Source organism: Streptomyces sp. NPDC088246, assembly GCF_044741025.1.
GTDB lineage: Bacteria > Actinomycetota > Actinomycetes > Streptomycetales > Streptomycetaceae > Streptomyces.
On sequence record NZ_JBIURV010000027.1, the window covers coordinates 84,101 to 99,953 of the forward strand.

Annotated in this window: 20 protein-coding genes and 1 pseudogene; 12 read left to right on the forward strand and 9 right to left on the reverse strand. The window is 69.8% G+C overall.

The window, feature by feature from the left end; all coding sequences use genetic code 11:
- Positions 1-130: 130 nt before the first annotated feature.
- A complete protein-coding gene (locus tag ACIPEK_RS31490) occupies positions 131-1,003 on the forward strand; it encodes an undecaprenyl-diphosphate phosphatase (protein ID WP_383078105.1) in 873 nt (290 codons plus the stop codon).
- Positions 1,004-1,368: 365 nt separating this feature from the next.
- Here the strand turns inward: ACIPEK_RS31490 and ACIPEK_RS31495 are convergent, their stop codons facing one another.
- Complete coding sequence (locus tag ACIPEK_RS31495; protein WP_402002997.1) at positions 1,369-2,007, reverse strand: HAD family hydrolase; 639 nt, start codon at positions 2,005-2,007, stop codon at positions 1,369-1,371.
- Between the two features lie 46 nt (positions 2,008-2,053).
- On the opposite strand from ACIPEK_RS31495, the gene ACIPEK_RS31500 reads away from it, so the two are divergent.
- The 3 genes from ACIPEK_RS31500 to thpR all read left to right on the forward strand — a co-directional run bounded on the left by ACIPEK_RS31500 (position 2,054) and on the right by thpR (position 3,726).
- Entirely contained in the window at positions 2,054-2,227 is a 174-nt protein-coding gene (locus tag ACIPEK_RS31500) for a hypothetical protein (protein WP_402003000.1), read from the forward strand.
- 412 nt (positions 2,228-2,639) lie between these two features.
- Positions 2,640-2,876 carry a hypothetical protein gene (locus ACIPEK_RS31505; protein WP_402003003.1) on the forward strand — a complete coding sequence of 79 codons (237 nt, stop codon included), beginning with the start codon at positions 2,640-2,642 and terminating at the stop codon, positions 2,874-2,876.
- Between the two features lie 253 nt (positions 2,877-3,129).
- Positions 3,130-3,726 carry an RNA 2',3'-cyclic phosphodiesterase gene (gene thpR / locus ACIPEK_RS31510; protein WP_402003006.1) on the forward strand — a complete coding sequence of 199 codons (597 nt, stop codon included), beginning with the start codon at positions 3,130-3,132 and terminating at the stop codon, positions 3,724-3,726.
- Positions 3,727-3,816: 90 nt separating this feature from the next.
- On the opposite strand, the pseudogene ACIPEK_RS31515 reads toward thpR, so the two are convergent.
- Positions 3,817-4,106 (reverse strand): annotated as a pseudogene (locus ACIPEK_RS31515) (transcriptional regulator); the annotation flags it as partial.
- 11 nt (positions 4,107-4,117) lie between these two features.
- On the opposite strand from ACIPEK_RS31515, the gene ACIPEK_RS31520 reads away from it, so the two are divergent.
- Complete coding sequence (locus ACIPEK_RS31520; protein ID WP_402003052.1) at positions 4,118-4,672, forward strand: alcohol dehydrogenase catalytic domain-containing protein; 555 nt, start codon at positions 4,118-4,120, stop codon at positions 4,670-4,672.
- A gap of 7 nt (positions 4,673-4,679) precedes the next feature.
- Positions 4,680-4,988: a hypothetical protein gene (locus ACIPEK_RS31525; RefSeq protein ID WP_402003008.1), complete on the forward strand. Its 309-nt coding sequence runs from the start codon at positions 4,680-4,682 to the stop codon at positions 4,986-4,988.
- Positions 4,989-5,264: 276 nt separating this feature from the next.
- Here ACIPEK_RS31525 and ACIPEK_RS31530 read toward each other — a convergent pair whose 3' ends face one another.
- The gene (locus ACIPEK_RS31530) at positions 5,265-5,654 is read right to left on the reverse strand and encodes an ArsR/SmtB family transcription factor (RefSeq protein ID WP_383078113.1); all 390 of its coding nucleotides are present in this window, start codon (positions 5,652-5,654) and stop codon (positions 5,265-5,267) included.
- A gap of 93 nt (positions 5,655-5,747) precedes the next feature.
- Between ACIPEK_RS31530 and ACIPEK_RS31535 the strand changes: the two genes are divergently transcribed.
- The 3 genes from ACIPEK_RS31535 to ACIPEK_RS31545 all read left to right on the forward strand — a co-directional run bounded on the left by ACIPEK_RS31535 (position 5,748) and on the right by ACIPEK_RS31545 (position 8,733).
- Complete coding sequence (locus ACIPEK_RS31535) at positions 5,748-7,724, forward strand: heavy metal translocating P-type ATPase (RefSeq protein ID WP_402003012.1); 1,977 nt, start codon at positions 5,748-5,750, stop codon at positions 7,722-7,724.
- Positions 7,721-8,137 (forward strand): (2Fe-2S) ferredoxin domain-containing protein, encoded by a 417-nt coding sequence (locus ACIPEK_RS31540; protein WP_402003015.1) that lies wholly within the window; start codon positions 7,721-7,723, stop codon positions 8,135-8,137. Before ACIPEK_RS31535 ends, ACIPEK_RS31540 begins: the two co-directional genes overlap by 4 nt.
- A 137-nt stretch (positions 8,138-8,274) precedes the next feature.
- On the forward strand, positions 8,275-8,733 hold the full coding sequence (locus ACIPEK_RS31545; RefSeq protein ID WP_402003018.1) for a hypothetical protein: 459 nt from the start codon (positions 8,275-8,277) through the stop codon (positions 8,731-8,733).
- Positions 8,734-8,810: 77 nt separating this feature from the next.
- Here ACIPEK_RS31545 and ACIPEK_RS31550 read toward each other — a convergent pair whose 3' ends face one another.
- The 5 genes from ACIPEK_RS31550 to ACIPEK_RS31570 form a co-directional block, all read right to left on the reverse strand.
- Entirely contained in the window at positions 8,811-8,975 is a 165-nt protein-coding gene (locus ACIPEK_RS31550; RefSeq protein WP_383078118.1) for a hypothetical protein, read from the reverse strand.
- Positions 8,976-9,517: 542 nt separating this feature from the next.
- Positions 9,518-9,772 carry a LapA family protein gene (locus ACIPEK_RS31555; protein WP_383078120.1) on the reverse strand — a complete coding sequence of 85 codons (255 nt, stop codon included), beginning with the start codon at positions 9,770-9,772 and terminating at the stop codon, positions 9,518-9,520.
- A 121-nt stretch (positions 9,773-9,893) separates the two neighbouring features.
- Positions 9,894-10,163, reverse strand: a complete 270-nt coding sequence (locus tag ACIPEK_RS31560) for a hypothetical protein (protein WP_383078122.1) — start codon at positions 10,161-10,163, stop codon at positions 9,894-9,896.
- 48 nt (positions 10,164-10,211) lie between these two features.
- On the reverse strand, positions 10,212-10,829 hold the full coding sequence (locus ACIPEK_RS31565) for an HAD family hydrolase (RefSeq protein ID WP_402003022.1): 618 nt from the start codon (positions 10,827-10,829) through the stop codon (positions 10,212-10,214).
- 485 nt (positions 10,830-11,314) lie between these two features.
- Positions 11,315-11,758, reverse strand: coding sequence for a hypothetical protein (locus ACIPEK_RS31570; protein ID WP_402003025.1), 444 nt, complete (start codon positions 11,756-11,758; stop codon positions 11,315-11,317).
- A gap of 101 nt (positions 11,759-11,859) precedes the next feature.
- Between ACIPEK_RS31570 and ACIPEK_RS31575 the strand changes: the two genes are divergently transcribed.
- From ACIPEK_RS31575 to lnt, 3 genes are all read left to right on the forward strand, one after another.
- Positions 11,860-12,723, forward strand: a complete 864-nt coding sequence (locus ACIPEK_RS31575; protein ID WP_402003028.1) for a universal stress protein — start codon at positions 11,860-11,862, stop codon at positions 12,721-12,723.
- A gap of 68 nt (positions 12,724-12,791) precedes the next feature.
- Positions 12,792-13,289, forward strand: coding sequence for a nuclear transport factor 2 family protein (locus ACIPEK_RS31580; protein ID WP_402003031.1), 498 nt, complete (start codon positions 12,792-12,794; stop codon positions 13,287-13,289).
- A 99-nt stretch (positions 13,290-13,388) separates the two neighbouring features.
- A complete protein-coding gene (gene lnt / locus ACIPEK_RS31585) occupies positions 13,389-15,032 on the forward strand; it encodes an apolipoprotein N-acyltransferase (RefSeq protein WP_402003034.1) in 1,644 nt (547 codons plus the stop codon).
- 18 nt (positions 15,033-15,050) lie between these two features.
- Here the strand turns inward: lnt and ACIPEK_RS31590 are convergent, their stop codons facing one another.
- Entirely contained in the window at positions 15,051-15,398 is a 348-nt protein-coding gene (locus tag ACIPEK_RS31590; protein ID WP_402003037.1) for a hypothetical protein, read from the reverse strand.
- Positions 15,399-15,853 lie beyond the last annotated feature (455 nt).

The following is a 15,853-nucleotide window of genomic DNA, read 5'->3' on the forward strand; positions in this document are numbered from 1 at the left end:
CTGCCCGCGACCGACCGAAGATCTCCGGGCCAGGCACGGCCCTGCCCTCATTTGACCGCAATGCGCACGTTGCCGACAGCCTTACTGCCGTCGGTCGATGCACGATCACCTCCGGGATGGCCAAAGCCCCATGAGCTGGTTCGAATCGTTCGTCCTGGGCCTCGTTCAGGGACTGACCGAGTTCCTGCCGATCTCCTCCAGCGCACATCTGCGGCTCACCGCAGCGTTCGCCGGCTGGCACGACCCGGGTGCGGCGTTCACCGCCATCACCCAGATCGGCACGGAGGCGGCAGTCCTCATCTACTTCCGCAAGGACATCGTCCGGATCGTCTCGGCCTGGTTCCGCTCGCTGACCAACCGGTCGATGCGCAGCGACCACGACGCGCAGATGGGCTGGCTGGTCATCGTCGGCTCCATCCCCATCGGTGTGCTCGGCGTGACGTTCAAGGACCAGATCGAGGGGCCTTTCCGCGATCTGCGACTGATCGCCACCACCCTGATCGTCATGGGCATCGTCCTCGGCATCGCCGACCGTCTCGCCGCCCGCGACGAGGCAGGTGGCAGGCACCGGGCCGCCAAGGAACGCAAGACGCTGAAGGAGCTCGGCGTCAAGGACGGCCTGATCTTCGGCTTCTGCCAGGCGATGGCCCTGATCCCGGGTGTCTCCCGCTCCGGCGCCACCATCAGTGGCGGTCTGCTGATGGGGTACACCCGCGAGGCGGCGGCCCGTTACTCCTTCCTGCTCGCGATCCCGGCGGTGCTCGCCTCGGGTGTCTTCGAGCTCAAGGACGCGGGCGAGGGGCATGTGTCGTGGGGTCCGACGATCTTCGCGACGTTCATCGCATTCGGCGTGGGCTATGCCGTTATCGCCTGGTTCATGAAGTTCATCACGACCAAGAGCTTCATGCCGTTCGTCATCTACCGCGTGCTTCTCGGGCTGCTCCTGTTCGCGCTGGTGACGGCAGGGGTACTGAGCCCGCACGCGGGCGAGTCGGCGGGCTAGCCGGAGCTCATTGCAGGCCTCAGCACTGGCTTCGAACCGGAGATTACTAGAGCGAGTCAGAGGCATTTCGAACCCGCTCGACGTGATCGTCCCCCACTCGCCCCCCATTCGATCTCCTACATGACTGAACCAGGGCGAGGCCGTCACCTGGAGGGGTGGACTGCGGCCGGGCCCTGGTCAGACCGATCAACGAATGACAGCGACACGCGACACCTGCCGGCATCGTGCCCGGCGGCGTCCAGTCGCGGGCAACGAGCGTGCGGCTCCGTTCAAGGCAATACCTGGAACCGTACCCGGCGCTCGTGGTGTCGGTACGAGAACGGCCTCACCCCCACAACTACGGGTGAGGCCACTGCGGTCAGCCGTCAGCCGCGGGTGATGTCGAGCAGGTCGTGGAGGCTGGAGATGCGCCAGTCAGCCGCTGCCGCCTCGGGGCTCTCCGCCCACAGGTAACCCCATGGGCCGCGGCGCAGATGCGCGGTCCGCAATCCGGCTGCAGCAGCGGGAATCACGTCGTTGGCGGGGTGGTCGCCGACGTACAGAGTTTCCATGGCGTCGGCCTGGGCAGCCTCAAGGACTCGTGCGAAGAACTCGGCGGACGGCTTGGCCGCGCCCCACTCTCCTGACGTGGCGAGTGCGTCGCACGGCAGGTCGAGTTCCCGCAGCAGCTTCCCAGCCTTAACGGTCTGATTTCCGGCGATGACGACACGAACGCCCTGCTTGCGTAGAGCGGCGAGGGCGGGCCGGACGTCCGGGTACAGGTCCGTCTCATCGAGCCGCTCTCCGCGGCCGGCTGCTTCCCGTGCCGCATATTCGGCGGCGACGTCGATTCCGGGGCGGATGAGCCGCAAGGCTTCGGTGTTGTCCTGCCCGGTGGCGACGACGGCGCCGACGAGCGCCGAGACGGTGTGCCGCGGGATGTCGAGCCAGTCGGCCCATGATGCCCAGTAGCGGTCATCGCGGACGAGGGTTTCACCGATGTCGAGGGCTACCGCACGGATCATGCGGCGATCCTATGGCGCTGTCAGTCCTGCCCCGTAGCCTGTTCCCATGCCGATCAGCCCCTCGCCTGCCACCCCTGTGCGCTCCCCCACCGCGGTGAACGCGGACATCCGCGCGCTGTGGGCGGCCGGCCCCCTGTCGCCGGAGGGTGAGGGCCGGTACCGGGAGCTGCTGGTGGAGTGGGCGGCCGTAGTCCGGGCAGATGTTGTCGCAGCGGCTTGACCCGCGCGGCTCCGGCTGATCGTCAGTGGCGCCGTTCCTCGGTGCTTGCTTCGGAACCATGGTTGTGCACTGCACGACGAGGTGCCCAGGTCCTGCCCAAGTTCAAAGGCGATCTGCAGGCGGCGATCTGCCGTGACGCAAGGAGCGGCATGTCCGCCGTGCGGATGGTGTCGGGCCTCTCGAAGCCGAAGTGGATTCAGCCCGTCGCCCACGGGCCGGATGCAGGGCGGCGGGAGGCGCGGGCGGGACCGCTGTCGGGGGCGAGGGCCAGGGTCGGTGACGTACGACCACCAGCAGCAGGAGACCCCATGCCGTCAGGGCACATGCAGCAGGACAGCAGAGCAAGGTCGGCGGCTACCCGGGGTGGACCCAGCCGCCGGACTGGCCCGACTGCGCGGGCTGCGGCACACGCATGGAACACCTGCTCAGCGTCACCGCGACCGAACCGGGCATGGGTCGCTGGCTCCCCCTGGACGACCGGAACCCCCGCCAGGACCAGGCCGCGACCCCGTCCTGGCGGGCCGAGGCGTATCCCGCCGCCCTCGACGCGTTCGGACACGACATGGGCCTGGGCGACATCGGCGGCATGTACTTCTTCGTCTGCCGCACCTGCCCGGACACCCCGTACACCCACCGCTACGACTGCTGAACCCGGCCCGAACGGCTCACGCGGCCGCGACGTGGTGTGCCGGCGCCATCATGGTCAGTTGCGGGTAGACCTGGAGCAGCGTCCAGGCGTTTCTGCTTCTGACCGACATTTCCAGCCCTCTCGGGCTGGAAGCGCTGCTTTGAGGGCGTCGTAGGTTGCCGCTGGTCTTTCCGGGTCCATCGCGACCGCGAGCGCCTCTCCCGCATTACCTGGGCCTTCGCGTCAACCACCCGGATGCGGTACGAAGTCCGGTGTGAACGAACAGACTCAGCCCGCGACCGTTCGCGTGTTCATCGCCCTCGCCCCGCCCGACCACGCGAAAGAAGAACTGGCCCGGGAGCTGCGCCCCGCCTATGAAACACACCCTCACATGCGGTGGAACCGCATCGAGGACTGGCACATCACCCTGGCGTTCCTCGGGGAGCTACCGGCCGAGACCGTCCCGCTCCTGCGCCCGCCTCTCGCCAGACTCGCAGCGGACCACCAACCATTCTCTTTGGCGCTGCGCGGCAGCGGAAACTTCGACGACCGGGTGCTGTGGAGCGGAATCGACGGAGACCTCGATGACCTGCACATGCTCGCCGCCGATGTGCGTGCCGTAGTCAAGAGCTGCGGTGTCGCCTTCGAGGACCGACCCCTGCGCCCCCATCTGACATTGGCCCGTGCCCGCCGAGGAGATCGGTCCTCGGCAGCAGATATCGCCGAAGGGTTCGCCGGATTCACCGGCCGCCGATGGCCTGCCGAACGTCTGCACCTGGTCGGCAGCAACGTCGGCCGCAGCCGCGGACCGATCCACTACCGCGACATCGAGGCTTGGGCACTCGGCAACGGGAACTCCACTGGATCTTGAACGAGCCAACGGCGACCTGGGGAAACGTGATCAGCCCGGGGTCTCCCGCAGAACTCGCGCATCAGGCGCTGGGCGATCACAGCACCGTGTTCAGCGGTTCTGCCGGTCGCCGGTGCCGTGGCTGCCCGTGGGCGAAGTGTTCTCGGTGGCGGCCCAGCCGGCGAGGAGCTGCAGGGCGTCGCGGTCGGGGGTGCCAGGCGCAGCGGTGTATGCGGTGAGGGTCATGCCGGGCTGCGCGGGCGGTTCCATGGCGTTGAAGTCCAGGGTGAGGACGCCGACGGCGGGGTGGCGGAAGGACTTGCGGCCGGTGTGGTGGAGGCGCACGTGTGCTTGGCCCAGGCGGTGCGGAATTCCTCGCTGCGGGTGACGAGTTCACCGAGACGTGACCCCGATGATGGCCGCACTCTTCGGCGGCACCGCCCCGCACCAGGAGACCCGTGAGGTGCCCGTACCAGAACCCGGCCCGGGCCAGGTTCTGGTCCGCGCCCACGCTGTCTCCCTCAACAACGCCGGCGTGCAGCAGCTCGACAGCTCCTTCGCCCCGGCCGCCGGCCAGAGAACCGAGTACCTGGCCGGCTACGAATTCGCCGACGACATCGCCGCCACCGGGCCAGGCGCCGAGAACGTCCGCATCGGCGACCGTGTCATGGGCACCACCCGGGGAGCCTTCGCCCAGTACATCCTGGCCGACCACCGGCACGTCATGCCCATCCCCGAAAGCCTCGGATACGACGAAGCCTCCGCCCTGCCCACTAGCCTGCTCACCGAACACGGCGCCCTCACCCGTGCACGCTTCCAGAGCGGGCAGAGCGTGCTCATCACCGGCGCCCCAGGCTCTCCGACGCCTGGTCATCTTCGTCCAGGCCGGAAGCAGCCGGATCGCGCCGGGGCCGCAGGGCCCCGGCCGGATCGGAGGCACAAAAGGCGTAGCGGCCCAGGACTTTGAGGTCGACATGCCAGAACAGGCAGAGCTCGGCGACATCCTCGTCGACCACTTCGTGGCCCTCCGACGGGCTCTCCTGCAGGCGGGCCACGGCCGAGTCGTAGCGGGCCGGGCGGTAGCCGTTGGCGATCCTGTCACCGCCTGGTTGCCCGAACACTGCGTCTGTCGAATACGAACGCTCCACCAGTGTTCCCGGCACAGCACCGAAACCGTCACCGGCGCGGTCACCGGCACAGTGTCCGCCCAGACCACGGCTCTGCTCGGACGCTTCGACACAAACGGCCAGTTGCGGTTCGCCGGCCGCACCACCGTTTTTTGAACCGGGCCCCCCGCCAAGCCCTGGCAGCCGAACTCCAGCCCGGCCACCCGGCTCATCCGTGGACCGGATGGACCTTCCCTGCCTGGTGGGGCTCGCGACAGCAGCTCCAAGTGCGGCTGGGCGAACCAGTCATCGTCGCCGAGGTCGCTGTGGACGTGTCCTTGGATCCATCGGGACGGTGGAGGCACCCGGTCCGCCTCATCCGGGTACGCACCGACCTGGCGCCCTGCGAGACCCCCTTGTTCGGCGAGGGCATCCAGCTGCGGCGCCGGTCCGCTACAGCCCGGCCGACGTCTCGTCGGCGACAGCGGCAGGGGTGTCGCGGATTCCCATGCGCAGGTGTTCTACGTGGTAGAGGGCCTGGTCGAGGAGTTCGGCGACGTGGTTGTCGTAGAGGGCGTAGATGATCGAGCGGCCGTGGCGTTCGCCGGAGACCAGGCCGAGGTTGCGCAGCAGGCGGAGCTGGTGGGAGCAGGCGGAGGGTTCCATGTCGACGGCGGCGGCGAGGTCGCCGACCGAGCAGGGGCCTTCCTGGAGGTGGGCCAGGATGTGGAGCCGGGAGGGTGTGGCGAGGGCCTGGAGGGTGGCGGCGACGTCGGCGGTACCGACGGCATCAAGGCGCTCGCGGGTGGTGGCGCTGCTGGCGGTGTCGGTTCCATGGCCCATGGAGCCATCATACCGGCGACACATGAAGATCTGTTCAGATGTTCCTGTATGGTGAATGTGTTGCCCCGTCCGCCCGTGAAGGGTTGTTTTGTCATGTCTTCAATCCTGGACCAGCGGCCCGCACCGGCCGCTGCCGGGCCGCGTCCGGCGGCGCCGAAGCGGCGTACGCGCATCCTGGCGCTACCGGAGTCCCGGTGGGCGCTGGTCGCTCTGGTGCTGTTCCTGATCGCTCTTCCGCTGGATCTTGTCGGTGCCCCGGCCTGGCTGTGGATCCCGCTGTATGCGGCCGTCTACGTCGCCGGCGGCTGGGAGCCGGGTTGGGAGGGCCTGAAGACCCTCAGGGACAAGACCTTGGACGTGGATCTGCTCATGGTCGTCGCGGCGCTCGGCGCCGCCGCCATCGGCCAGGTCCTCGACGGCGCACTCCTGATCGTCATCTTCGCCACCTCCGGAGCCCTGGAGGCCGTCGCGACCACCCGCACCGCCGACTCGGTGCGCGGCCTGCTCGACCTCGCGCCGACCACCGCGACCCGGCTCCTGCCCGGCGGCGGGGAGGAGAGCATCCCGGCCGACTCCCTCACAGTGGGCGACACCATCCTGGTGCGGCCTGGCGAGCGGGTCGGCGCCGACGGCCAGGTCCTCGATGGGGCCAGCGACGTCGACCAGGCCACCATCACCGGCGAACCGCTCCCGGTGGCCAAGCAGGTGGGGGACGAGGTGTTCGCCGGCACCGTCAATGGCACCGGCGCCCTGCGGGTCCGCGTCGAGCGTGACCCGGCGGACTCGGCGATCGCCCGGATCGTGAAGATGGTCGAGGAAGCCTCCGAGACCAAGGCCCCCACACAGCTGTTCATCGAGAAGATCGAGCAGCGGTACTCGATCGGCATGGTCATCGCCACGCTGGCCGTCTTCGCGATCCCGCTCGCGTTCGGCTCCGCTCTTCAGCCCGCCCTTCTGCGCGCGATGACGTTCATGATCGTCGCTTCACCGTGCGCGGTGGTGCTGTCCACGATGCCGCCGCTGCTGTCCGCGATCGCGAACGGGGGCCGCCACGGCGTGCTGACGAAGTCGGCGGTCGTGATGGAGCGCCTGGGCCAGGTCGACGCGGTGGCGCTGGACAAGACCGGCACCCTGACCGAGGGCACCCCTCGTGTCACCAACATCCGTCCCCAGCCCGGTTCGGGCCTGGACGATGAGGGGCTGCTGGCGCTGGCGGCAGCGGCCGAGCACCCCAGCGAGCACCCGCTGGCGCGCGCCGTCGTCCAGGCCGCCCGCGAGCGGAGCCTCACCCTCGCCGAGGCAAGCGATTTCACCTCTGCCCCCGGCGCAGGCGTCACCGCCACCATCGACGGACGCACCATCCAGGTCGGTTCCCCGACCCGCCTCGCCCCTACAGGCGGCCTGGACATCGGCATCGCGGTGCAGGCGCTCGAAGACGAGGGCCGCACCGCGGTCCTCGTCCTGCGCGACAGCAACCCGGTCGGGGTGCTGGGCATCGCCGACCGGCTCCGCCCGGACGCGAAGGCGACGGTGGCCGCGCTTACCGAACTGACCGGCCGGGCCCCGGTCTTGCTGACCGGCGACAACGAACGCGGCGCACGTCATCTCGCTGCCGAGGTCGGCATCACCGATGTCCGCGCCGGGCTGCTCCCGCAAGACAAGGTGAGCGCTGTCCAGGCGTGGGAAGCGGAGGGCCGACGGGTACTGATGATCGGCGACGGCGTCAACGACGCACCCGCGCTGGCCGCCGCACACACCGGCATCGCGATGGGCAAGGCAGGCTCCGACCTTGCGCTGGAGACCGCCGACGCCGTCGTGGTCCGCGACGAACTCGCCACCATCCCCGCGATCGTGTCCCTCTCACGCAAGGCCCGCCGCCTCGTCGTGCAGAATCTGGTCATCGCCGGGATCTTCATCACCGCACTGGTGGCCTGGGACCTGATCGCCACCCTCCCGCTGCCGCTCGGCGTCGCCGGCCACGAAGGCTCCACCGTCATCGTCGGCCTCAACGGTCTGCGCCTCCTGCGCGAGCAGGCTTGGACCAACGCCCTCCGTAAGGACGTCCCTTGAGTAAACGCACCCGCCGCACCGCCGCCGCAACCAGGGCGACCGGTGCCCGCTGCACCGTCACCGTCTGCCGCGGATGCTGCTGCGGCACCCCCGCCAAGGTCCCCCACCTCGACCACGAAGCCCAACTCACCGACCTGCGCTCCGCGCTGGCCACAGTGGCCATGGTCCGCCGCACCGACTGCCTCGACGCGTGCGAGCGCGCCAACGTCATCGTCGTCCAGCCCTCCGCCGAAGGACGAAAGGCCGGAGGCCGCCCGGTCTGGCTCGGCCAGGTCAACGACCCCGGCGCCGCCGCAGACATCACCACCTGGGTCAGCAACGGCGGCCCCGGCTTGGCCGAACCACCAGACGTCCTCGGCCTCTACAGCTTCCAACCCTCACGCCGCGTTCGAGCCGAACTCCACGACGAATAGCGGCAGCCCCGCGCCACCCGACCCGCGCGCCGAAGGCCCTCAACAGCCATCCGACGCGCGGGTTCCGGCTTCCCCCCGTCCGAGAATCCGCGAACCTGCGCGCTTCCTGCCGGGACGTTCTGCAACACCCGGACCCCGTGATCGGAGACTGCCGAAGCCTCCCCTGCATCCAGCGACGCGCCTACCTCCTGGAACTGCTCGCGGACATGGAGCCGCCTGTCCAGCCCATCCCGGCCACCGAAGACCGGAACTGGAAGGTGTGCTCCCAGAACTACGCGCCAGGAAAGAACATCCCGGTCGACACCGAGCTCGGCTTCGGGGCCGTCGAGCTTGAAGAGAACTGCCCAGCAAAAGATCAGAGGGAGCCAGAGGTCGAGGACGGCAAGATGCCGAACCTGGCCGGCAAGTCCGTGAAGGCGGCCCGCGGCGCCCTCGACTCGGGTACCTCGATCACAGTGACCGACGCGGCCGGAGACCGCATCGTGCTGATGGAGAGCAACTGGCAGGTCTGCGCCCAGTCCCCGAGCCCAGGGGTGGCGCTGCGCGGACAGCCGGTCGAATTCACCGCGGTCAAATTTGAGGAGACCGGTCCGTAGTCAGCGCTGCTGCAGCCGCTGGCCTCGGACACGACGATGCCCCCGCCACCCAGAATGGGCGGCGGGGGCATCCGTGCTCAGGCGGCGTCCTCTGCGGCCGGCGGGATGTCGGGTTCGAGGAACAGCCCGGCGTACTGCGGCTTCGGCTGCTCCTCGACGAGTCCGAGGCCGACGAGCGTCCCCATGTCGGCGGCGCTGTCGTCGAGGCGCCGCTCTGTCTGCCGCGGCGGAATATCAGCCATCAAGTCTCCTGTACATGGCGGTAGCTGTGAGAGCCCCCAGGCCGAGCAGGTCGCGCGACTGGTCCGGGGACGGTGTCTCGGCACCAGTCCGGCGGCATACCAGGGCATCCGGATCATCCGGTGGGGCCTGGAGAGAGTAACCGTCCGGAGCGGTCTGCCTGTCGGCGCCGTCCATACCGCTCTTGCCGTCCGTGCCTGACGGGCCGGCAGGACCGGTGTCTCCCTTCGGGCCGATGACGGACTGGCCGTCCGTGCCCGGGGCACCCGTGGGGCCTCGCGAGCCGACGCCGTCTTCACCGTCGGCACGAGAGCTGCCGCTCGGGTCCACGCGGGGCCAGTCGGGCCGATCGGACCTGGCTCGCCCTGATCGCCCTGCGGCCCCGGTCGGCCGACGACGGATGCCGTTCGTCATCCACCGCGTGCTTCTCGGGCTGCTCCTGTTCGCGCTGGTGGCGGCAGGGGTGCTGAGCCCGCACGCGGACAAGTCTGCGGGCTGGCGCTACGTGCGCGTGCCCGCGAGGCCCGGCGCCCCGTCCGCCGGCTCAGCGCTTCGCCCTGCGGTGGGCCAGCAGCCCGCCTATCACCAGCCCGACCAGCAGGGTCACGGTCAGTACCGCCCAGAGCGGCAGGGTGATGGTGGGTACCCACAGCCGGATGCCGACCGATTCGGTGTTCGCGGCGATGAACCAGATCGCAATACCGATCAGTACCACGATCCCGATGGTGCGTATCCGTACGTCCCGGCCCTTGACGGAGAGGGTCGGCGGGGCATGCGGTCGAGACGTCTTCTGTGCCATGGTTCCAGTATCGAGCGATTCACGCGATTAGTCCTGGCAGGTCTCATTCATCGCGCTCCGTGCAGCGCGCTCGGCGCCGGCCACCGCCACACCACCTCGACAAGGTGGCGTGCGGTGAGGGTCAGGGTGTGTCGCCCTGCCAGTCCCACCGGTCGAAGTCGCCGTCCCTGGGGCCGTACTCCGCTCGGCCGCCCGGGCCGAACCGCCCGATCTCCGTGTTCAGCGCTGCCCCCTCGCGCAGTGCCGTCTCCGTCCAGCCGGTCACATCGAGGAGCAGCCCGTCGAGCGGGCCGCCCACCAATTCCCGGTAGGAGTGACCCGGCTGGGGCCCCGGGTCGGGATCGTCGTGGTCGGCGCCGTACACGCGCCGCTGCCGCATCAGCTCGTCCATGGGAGCAGGATCGCATCCGGCACTGACAATCGCAGCGGGCCGGAAGCCTCACTGCCCGCACCGGTGCGTCAGGTGCGTCTCTATGCCTTTGATCGTCCGCGCGTTGGACTCGAACAGGAGCCCCCGCATACCGGCCGCTTCCGCCGCGGTGACGTTGACCGCGAAATCGTCGATGAAGAGACAGTCCGCGGGCTTCACCCCCAAGCGGGCACACGTCACTTCGAACGCGCCCGCTTCGGGCTTGCAGATGCCGATCTCGTGCGAGTAGACGATGTCGTCCACCAGATCACCGAAGCCGTACAGCTTCTCCTCCCGTTCCCTGGCTCCGACAAAGCTGTTGCTCAGGATGCCGAGCCTGCAGCGGGAGGCGAGGGTCCGCACATGGTCGATCAGCTCTTCGTTGGGGCTGCCGAGGTACTCGTCCCACAAGTCGGCCATCAATGCCTCGGTCTGCGCCGGCCCCAGACCGAGGTCCGCCGCGACCCGTGCACGTACCTCGTGCTCGGTGATCGCTCCTGTGCTCCCCGCATCCCAGACGCCTCCCAGCCGCTGATGCATGGACCCGGGCGCGAGGCCGAGCCGCTGCTCCCACGCCACGTCCCATCCCGTTGGCGGAGTCATCTCCAGCACTCCACCGATGTCGAGGACGACACAACGCGATTCCATCCGGGCCTCTTCCGCTCCTGGGGACGGGACGTGTGTACGTCCCGGTGATTCCGCAGGCACACGCTGGGGCTTGCCCGGAGGGGAACGTCAAGGAGCGGGTGGCGCACCCCCATCGGTCAGTACGGGACGACCGCCCACGCCGGTGCCCCGACGACGAGCGCCGCACAGCACGCCGCGGCAGCCCGTACGACCGTGGTGGCCAAGGATGTTCAGGGTTCCGGCGGTGATGGCGGCACCGGCCGGAAGGTGGCCGAGGAGCGCGTAGCAGCGTCGCCTTGCCCGACCCCGAGGCCCCCGTCAGAGCTGTGGTCTGCCCGGCGCGGATGTTCGGGCTGGCGGACCGGAGCAGGACGGGCCGTCGGGGACGCGTATTTCGAGGTCGGTGACGCTCGCCAGGGGCACGTCGGCTCCGGGCTGTACCCGGTTCGTCTGCCCACCCGGAGTCCCGGGGGGCGGCCGCGTGAGGGGTCTGGCTCATGAGCTGGTCACCTCCTTGGGTGCGGAGCGAGGGACGAGGGAAGCCGAGGCGAGGTTGGCGCTGATGGTGAGAGCGGCGATGGCCGGGCTGGGGGGCGAATCGGAAGGCCGTCGAAGTGGGCGGCCTCCACGTGCGGGATGGCAGCCTGGTCGGCTAGCGCACCGCGCACGATGCAGGTGTTCCAACCCGTTTGTGGGATGACGAGGGCCAGGACCGGCATGATCAGCATGGTCCAGGTGGCGGGGTCGCCATCGGCGCCGGTGAGCGTGACGGCGGGCAGCCGGCCCGTCCACAGGGACAGGACGAGCAGCAGGCCCACGGAGATGACGAACTCGGGCACCGCGAACGCGCAGGTCGCCGCCTGTCCGGTGATCCGGTCGACCGGGCGGTCGGCCGAGCGATCGACGCCTGTGTGGAAGTGCGTCAGGGCGCGGCATGTTACGCGTGGCATCTGCCCGGATCTTCCCGGGCAGATGAGGCCGAAAGGCCCTGCCACAAGACGTGTGCGCGTACCAGCCTGGGACATGTACAGCCTGAACCCGGAGGGAAATGATGACCATCACCGAGCTTCCCGTGATCGCAGCCGTCGACGGCTCGTCGCACAGCCGTGAGGCACTCGACTGGGCCGCCCGCGAGGCCGTCCGCCGGGGACTCCCGCTGGTGATCGTGCACGCCCGGACGCCGAACCGGCGCAGCGGTCAGGAGACACAGCAGCGCGAGGCCGAGGAACTGCTCACACAGTCCGTACGAAGGGTGTCCGAGATCGTTCCGGATCTTCACCCGTCGACGCTCGCACCGCTGGACTTCCCCTCGGCGGCACTCACCTCGCTGAGCCGTGATGCGTCGCTGGTGGTCGTCGGCTCGCGCGGTCTGGGCGGTTTCCGGTCCCTGATGCTCGGCTCCAACAGTCTGGCGACCGCCTCAATGGCCCAGTGCCCCGTCGTCGTCATCCACAACGGACCGTCGGACGAGGACGAAGGGGAGGCTGCCGAAGCGTTTCCCGACATTGTCGCGGGCGTGGCCGCCGACGAGAGCAGTGAAGCGGTGCTGGAATTCGCCTTCGCGACGGCCGCTTCCCGGCCCGGTGCGCGACTGCGGATCGTGCACGGCTGGACGATGTTCTCCTCGATGCTGTCCGGCGGCCCGGTCTTCGACCGGGCCGCGGCGGCAGGTGCGGCCGAGCGGACCCTCGCAGAACTCACCGCCGGCTGGCGGGAGAAGTACCCGCAGGTCGAGGTCGTCAGGGAACCGGTCGGCGGCTCCGCCGCACGTACTCTGGTCACGGCCTCGGCAACCGCGGCGCTGACCGTGATCGGGCGGCGCAAGGGCGGTGAGTCCCTCGGGCTCGGGCTCTCCCCCGTCGCACAGACCACGCTCACGCATGCGCTCGGCCCGGTGGCCGTGGTGCCCTGCTGACGGTTGTACCGGCCCGTCGTGCGTGCACACCCCTTGGCCTCGGACGCCGGCGGGCAGAGACTGACCCGATGACGCAGCGCGTGGATCTCTCGACCGTGATGGACCAGCTTTCCATCGATGCAGTGATCACCGGCTATGCGATGGCGGTGGACGACGGCGAATGGGTGGACTACCGGGCCCTGTTCACCCCGGACGGCCGCGCCGACTACCGCAGCGCGGGCGGTATCGAAGGACCTGCCGCCGAGGTCGCCCAGTGGCTCGCGGAGACCATGCGGCTCTTCCCCGTACGCCAGCACCTGATCGTCAACCGCCGGCTCGACATCCAGGACCTGGGCGGCTACCCGGGCGACCGGGCCGAAGTGCGGGCCGACTACCTCAACCCGATGCGGCTGGACAGCACGGCGGGCGGCCAAGACAGCTCCGGGGCGGGGGCGACCGCGCCGAACTTCGTCTCCGGCGGGCGGTACGCCTTCACGCTGTCGCGTACGGGGAACGGCTGGCGGATCCGGACCGTGACCGTGCACGAGAAATGGCGCGGCACAGCTGACTCGCTCACCCCCTCCTGAGCCCGCCCACCGGCGCTTCCGCCCTCCCTCGCCGGGAAAGAACTGCGGAACGCGTGCCCAGGGGGGACACTGCTGATCAGCGGGACGAGGAGGCTCGGCATGCGGATTCCGGCCGGTCGGCGCGAGCAGTGGGAGCGGATGCTGCGGTCCGGCCGGTGGCGCGGCTGCGTCGCACTGCTCGCCGGTGCGCTGCCCGCGCTCGCGTTCCCGGCTCCTTCCCTGTGGTGGCTCGCCTATGTCGGTCTGGTGCCGTGGCTGCTGCTGATCCGGTCCGCCGGTACGGGACGCCGGGCGGCACTCGACGGCTGGCTCGGCGGGGTCGGCTACCTGCTGGCCGTGCATCACTGGCTGATGCCGAGCCTCCATGTTTTCATCGTGGTCCTGGCGGCCCTGCTCGGTCTGCTGTGGGCGCCGTGGGGTCTGCTGGCCTTCCGGGTACTGCGCGCGCCGGTTTCCGTCGCAGCAGCCATGGCCGCGGTCGTCGTCGTGCCGTGCGGCTGGCTGATGATCGAGCTGGCCCGCTCCTGGGAGGGCCTCGGCGGCCCCTGGGGGCTGCTCGGCGCGAGCCAGTGGGAGGTGGCTCCGGCACTCCGCGTGGCATCCGTCGGCGGAGTGTGGCTGGTGAGCCTTCTGGTAGTCACGGTGAACACCGCCGTCGCCCTGCTGTTCGTGGCCGCCACCGCCCGTACGGTCGCCATCGCCGGCATCGTGGTGTGCGCCCTGGCCGTGGGGGCGATGGCGCAGTGGGCACCGCAGCCCGGGCGGTCGGGCGTGGCCAGGATCGCCGTCGTGCAGCCGGGTGTGATCGCGGGTCCCCACAGCGTGGAGCGTCGGCTCGCCGTCAGTGAGCGGCTGACCGGCGAACTGGCGGGACGCGATCTCGATCTGGTGGTGTGGGGCGAGAGCAGTGTCGGTGTGGATCTCTCCCGGCACCCGGACATCACCGCCCGGATCGCGGCCCTCTCGCGTCGGGTGGGCGCGGATGTGCTGGTCAACATGGACGCCCGGCAGACCGGCGGATCGGGTCGGACGGGGATCTTCAAGTCCGCGGTACTGGTGGGTCCGGACGGACTGACCGGGGACCGGTACGACAAGATGCGGCTGGTGCCGTTCGGCGAGTACATCCCGGCCCGTTCGGTGCTCGGGTGGGCCACGTCGCTCGGCAAGGCAGCGGGCGAGGACCGGCTGCGGGGCACCCACCCGGTAACGATGTGGCTCCCCGGAGCCGCCGGAGGGAAGGGTCTGCGCATCGGGCCGCTGATCTGCTTCGAGACCGCGTTCCCCGACATGAGCCGACGGCTGACCCTGGACGGTGCGCAGCTGCTGATCGCCCAGTCGTCGACCGCGACGTTCCAGCACAGCTGGGCTCCCGAACAGCACGCCTCGCTCGGGGCGCTGCGGGCCGCCGAGAACGGCCGCCCGATGGTCCATGCGACGCTCACCGGCGTCAGTGCGGTGTACGGCCCGCAGGGCGAGCGCATCGGGGCCCCGCTCGGTACGGATAGCAGCGGCGCGGCCGTGTTCGATGTACCGCTGGCGTCCGGTACGACGCTCTACGTACGGCTGGGCGACTGGCCGGTGCACGGGGCGTCGGCGGTGCTGGCCGTGTTCTGCGCCTTCGAAGGGGTGCGATCGCTCCGGAGGCGCCACCGGGGCGGGCCGGCCGCTGCGAGGGGTGCGGCGGCTCCGGTGGTTGCCCCACCCGCCGAATCCAACGAGTCCACCGGTCGCTCCAGGCCGTGAGCCCGGAGACCGGCCGGACTATCCGGGGCCGTTCACGGAGACGATGTTGCCCTGGGCGTCGACGGTGAGCGAGACCCTCTCAACCTTGTTGGTCACGGCCAGCACCAGCCACACGGCGCCCCAGAGAAAGCAGGTGAACGCCGTCAGGATGGCGTGCAGTACATGGTTCAACGGCCGGCCCCGGACCATGACGACCTGTGTCTCGGAGCGTGATTCCACTCGCCAGCCGCTCGCGATCCGCTGGTTGACCGCCCAGTCGAGGATCAGCCCGCGCTGCATGGCGTCGGGCGGCAGCCCGTCGGCCGAGTAGTAGCCGGGCGGCGGCTGGAGTGCTCCCCAGCCCTTTGGCTCGTCGTGGGGCCTCACGAGGTCACCTCCACGGGCCGGTGGTCCATCTCCCCAGCCTGCATCGGAGCGGGGCCCGACGCATCCCGAGGCCGAAGGGCCCCTGGCCGGACAGGTCTCCAGGGTCTGTCCGGCCCTGACCCGCCGGACAGACCCTGGAAGAGCCCTGAAGATCTTGCCCGGGCCGTTCGGCTCACCCCGGAATGCTGGTGCATGTCAATCGGGTCGAACAGGTACGAGCCGGGCTCGATTTCGAGATCTTCAGCAGTCTTCTAGTAGGGCTTTGTTAGGTCCTGTGGTGGGGTTCGGGGGTTGGTGCGGGTTGGCCGCATATCGAGCAGGCGCCGGTCCAGGTGGCCAGGAGGGCCTGGAGTTCGCGGGGGACCGCGTAGAGGGTCAGGCCGGCGCAGGGGCTTTTGGGTCGAGTCTGAGCAGGGTGCAGAAGGCCTGGGCGAGGGAGGTGAGGGTGACGTGGC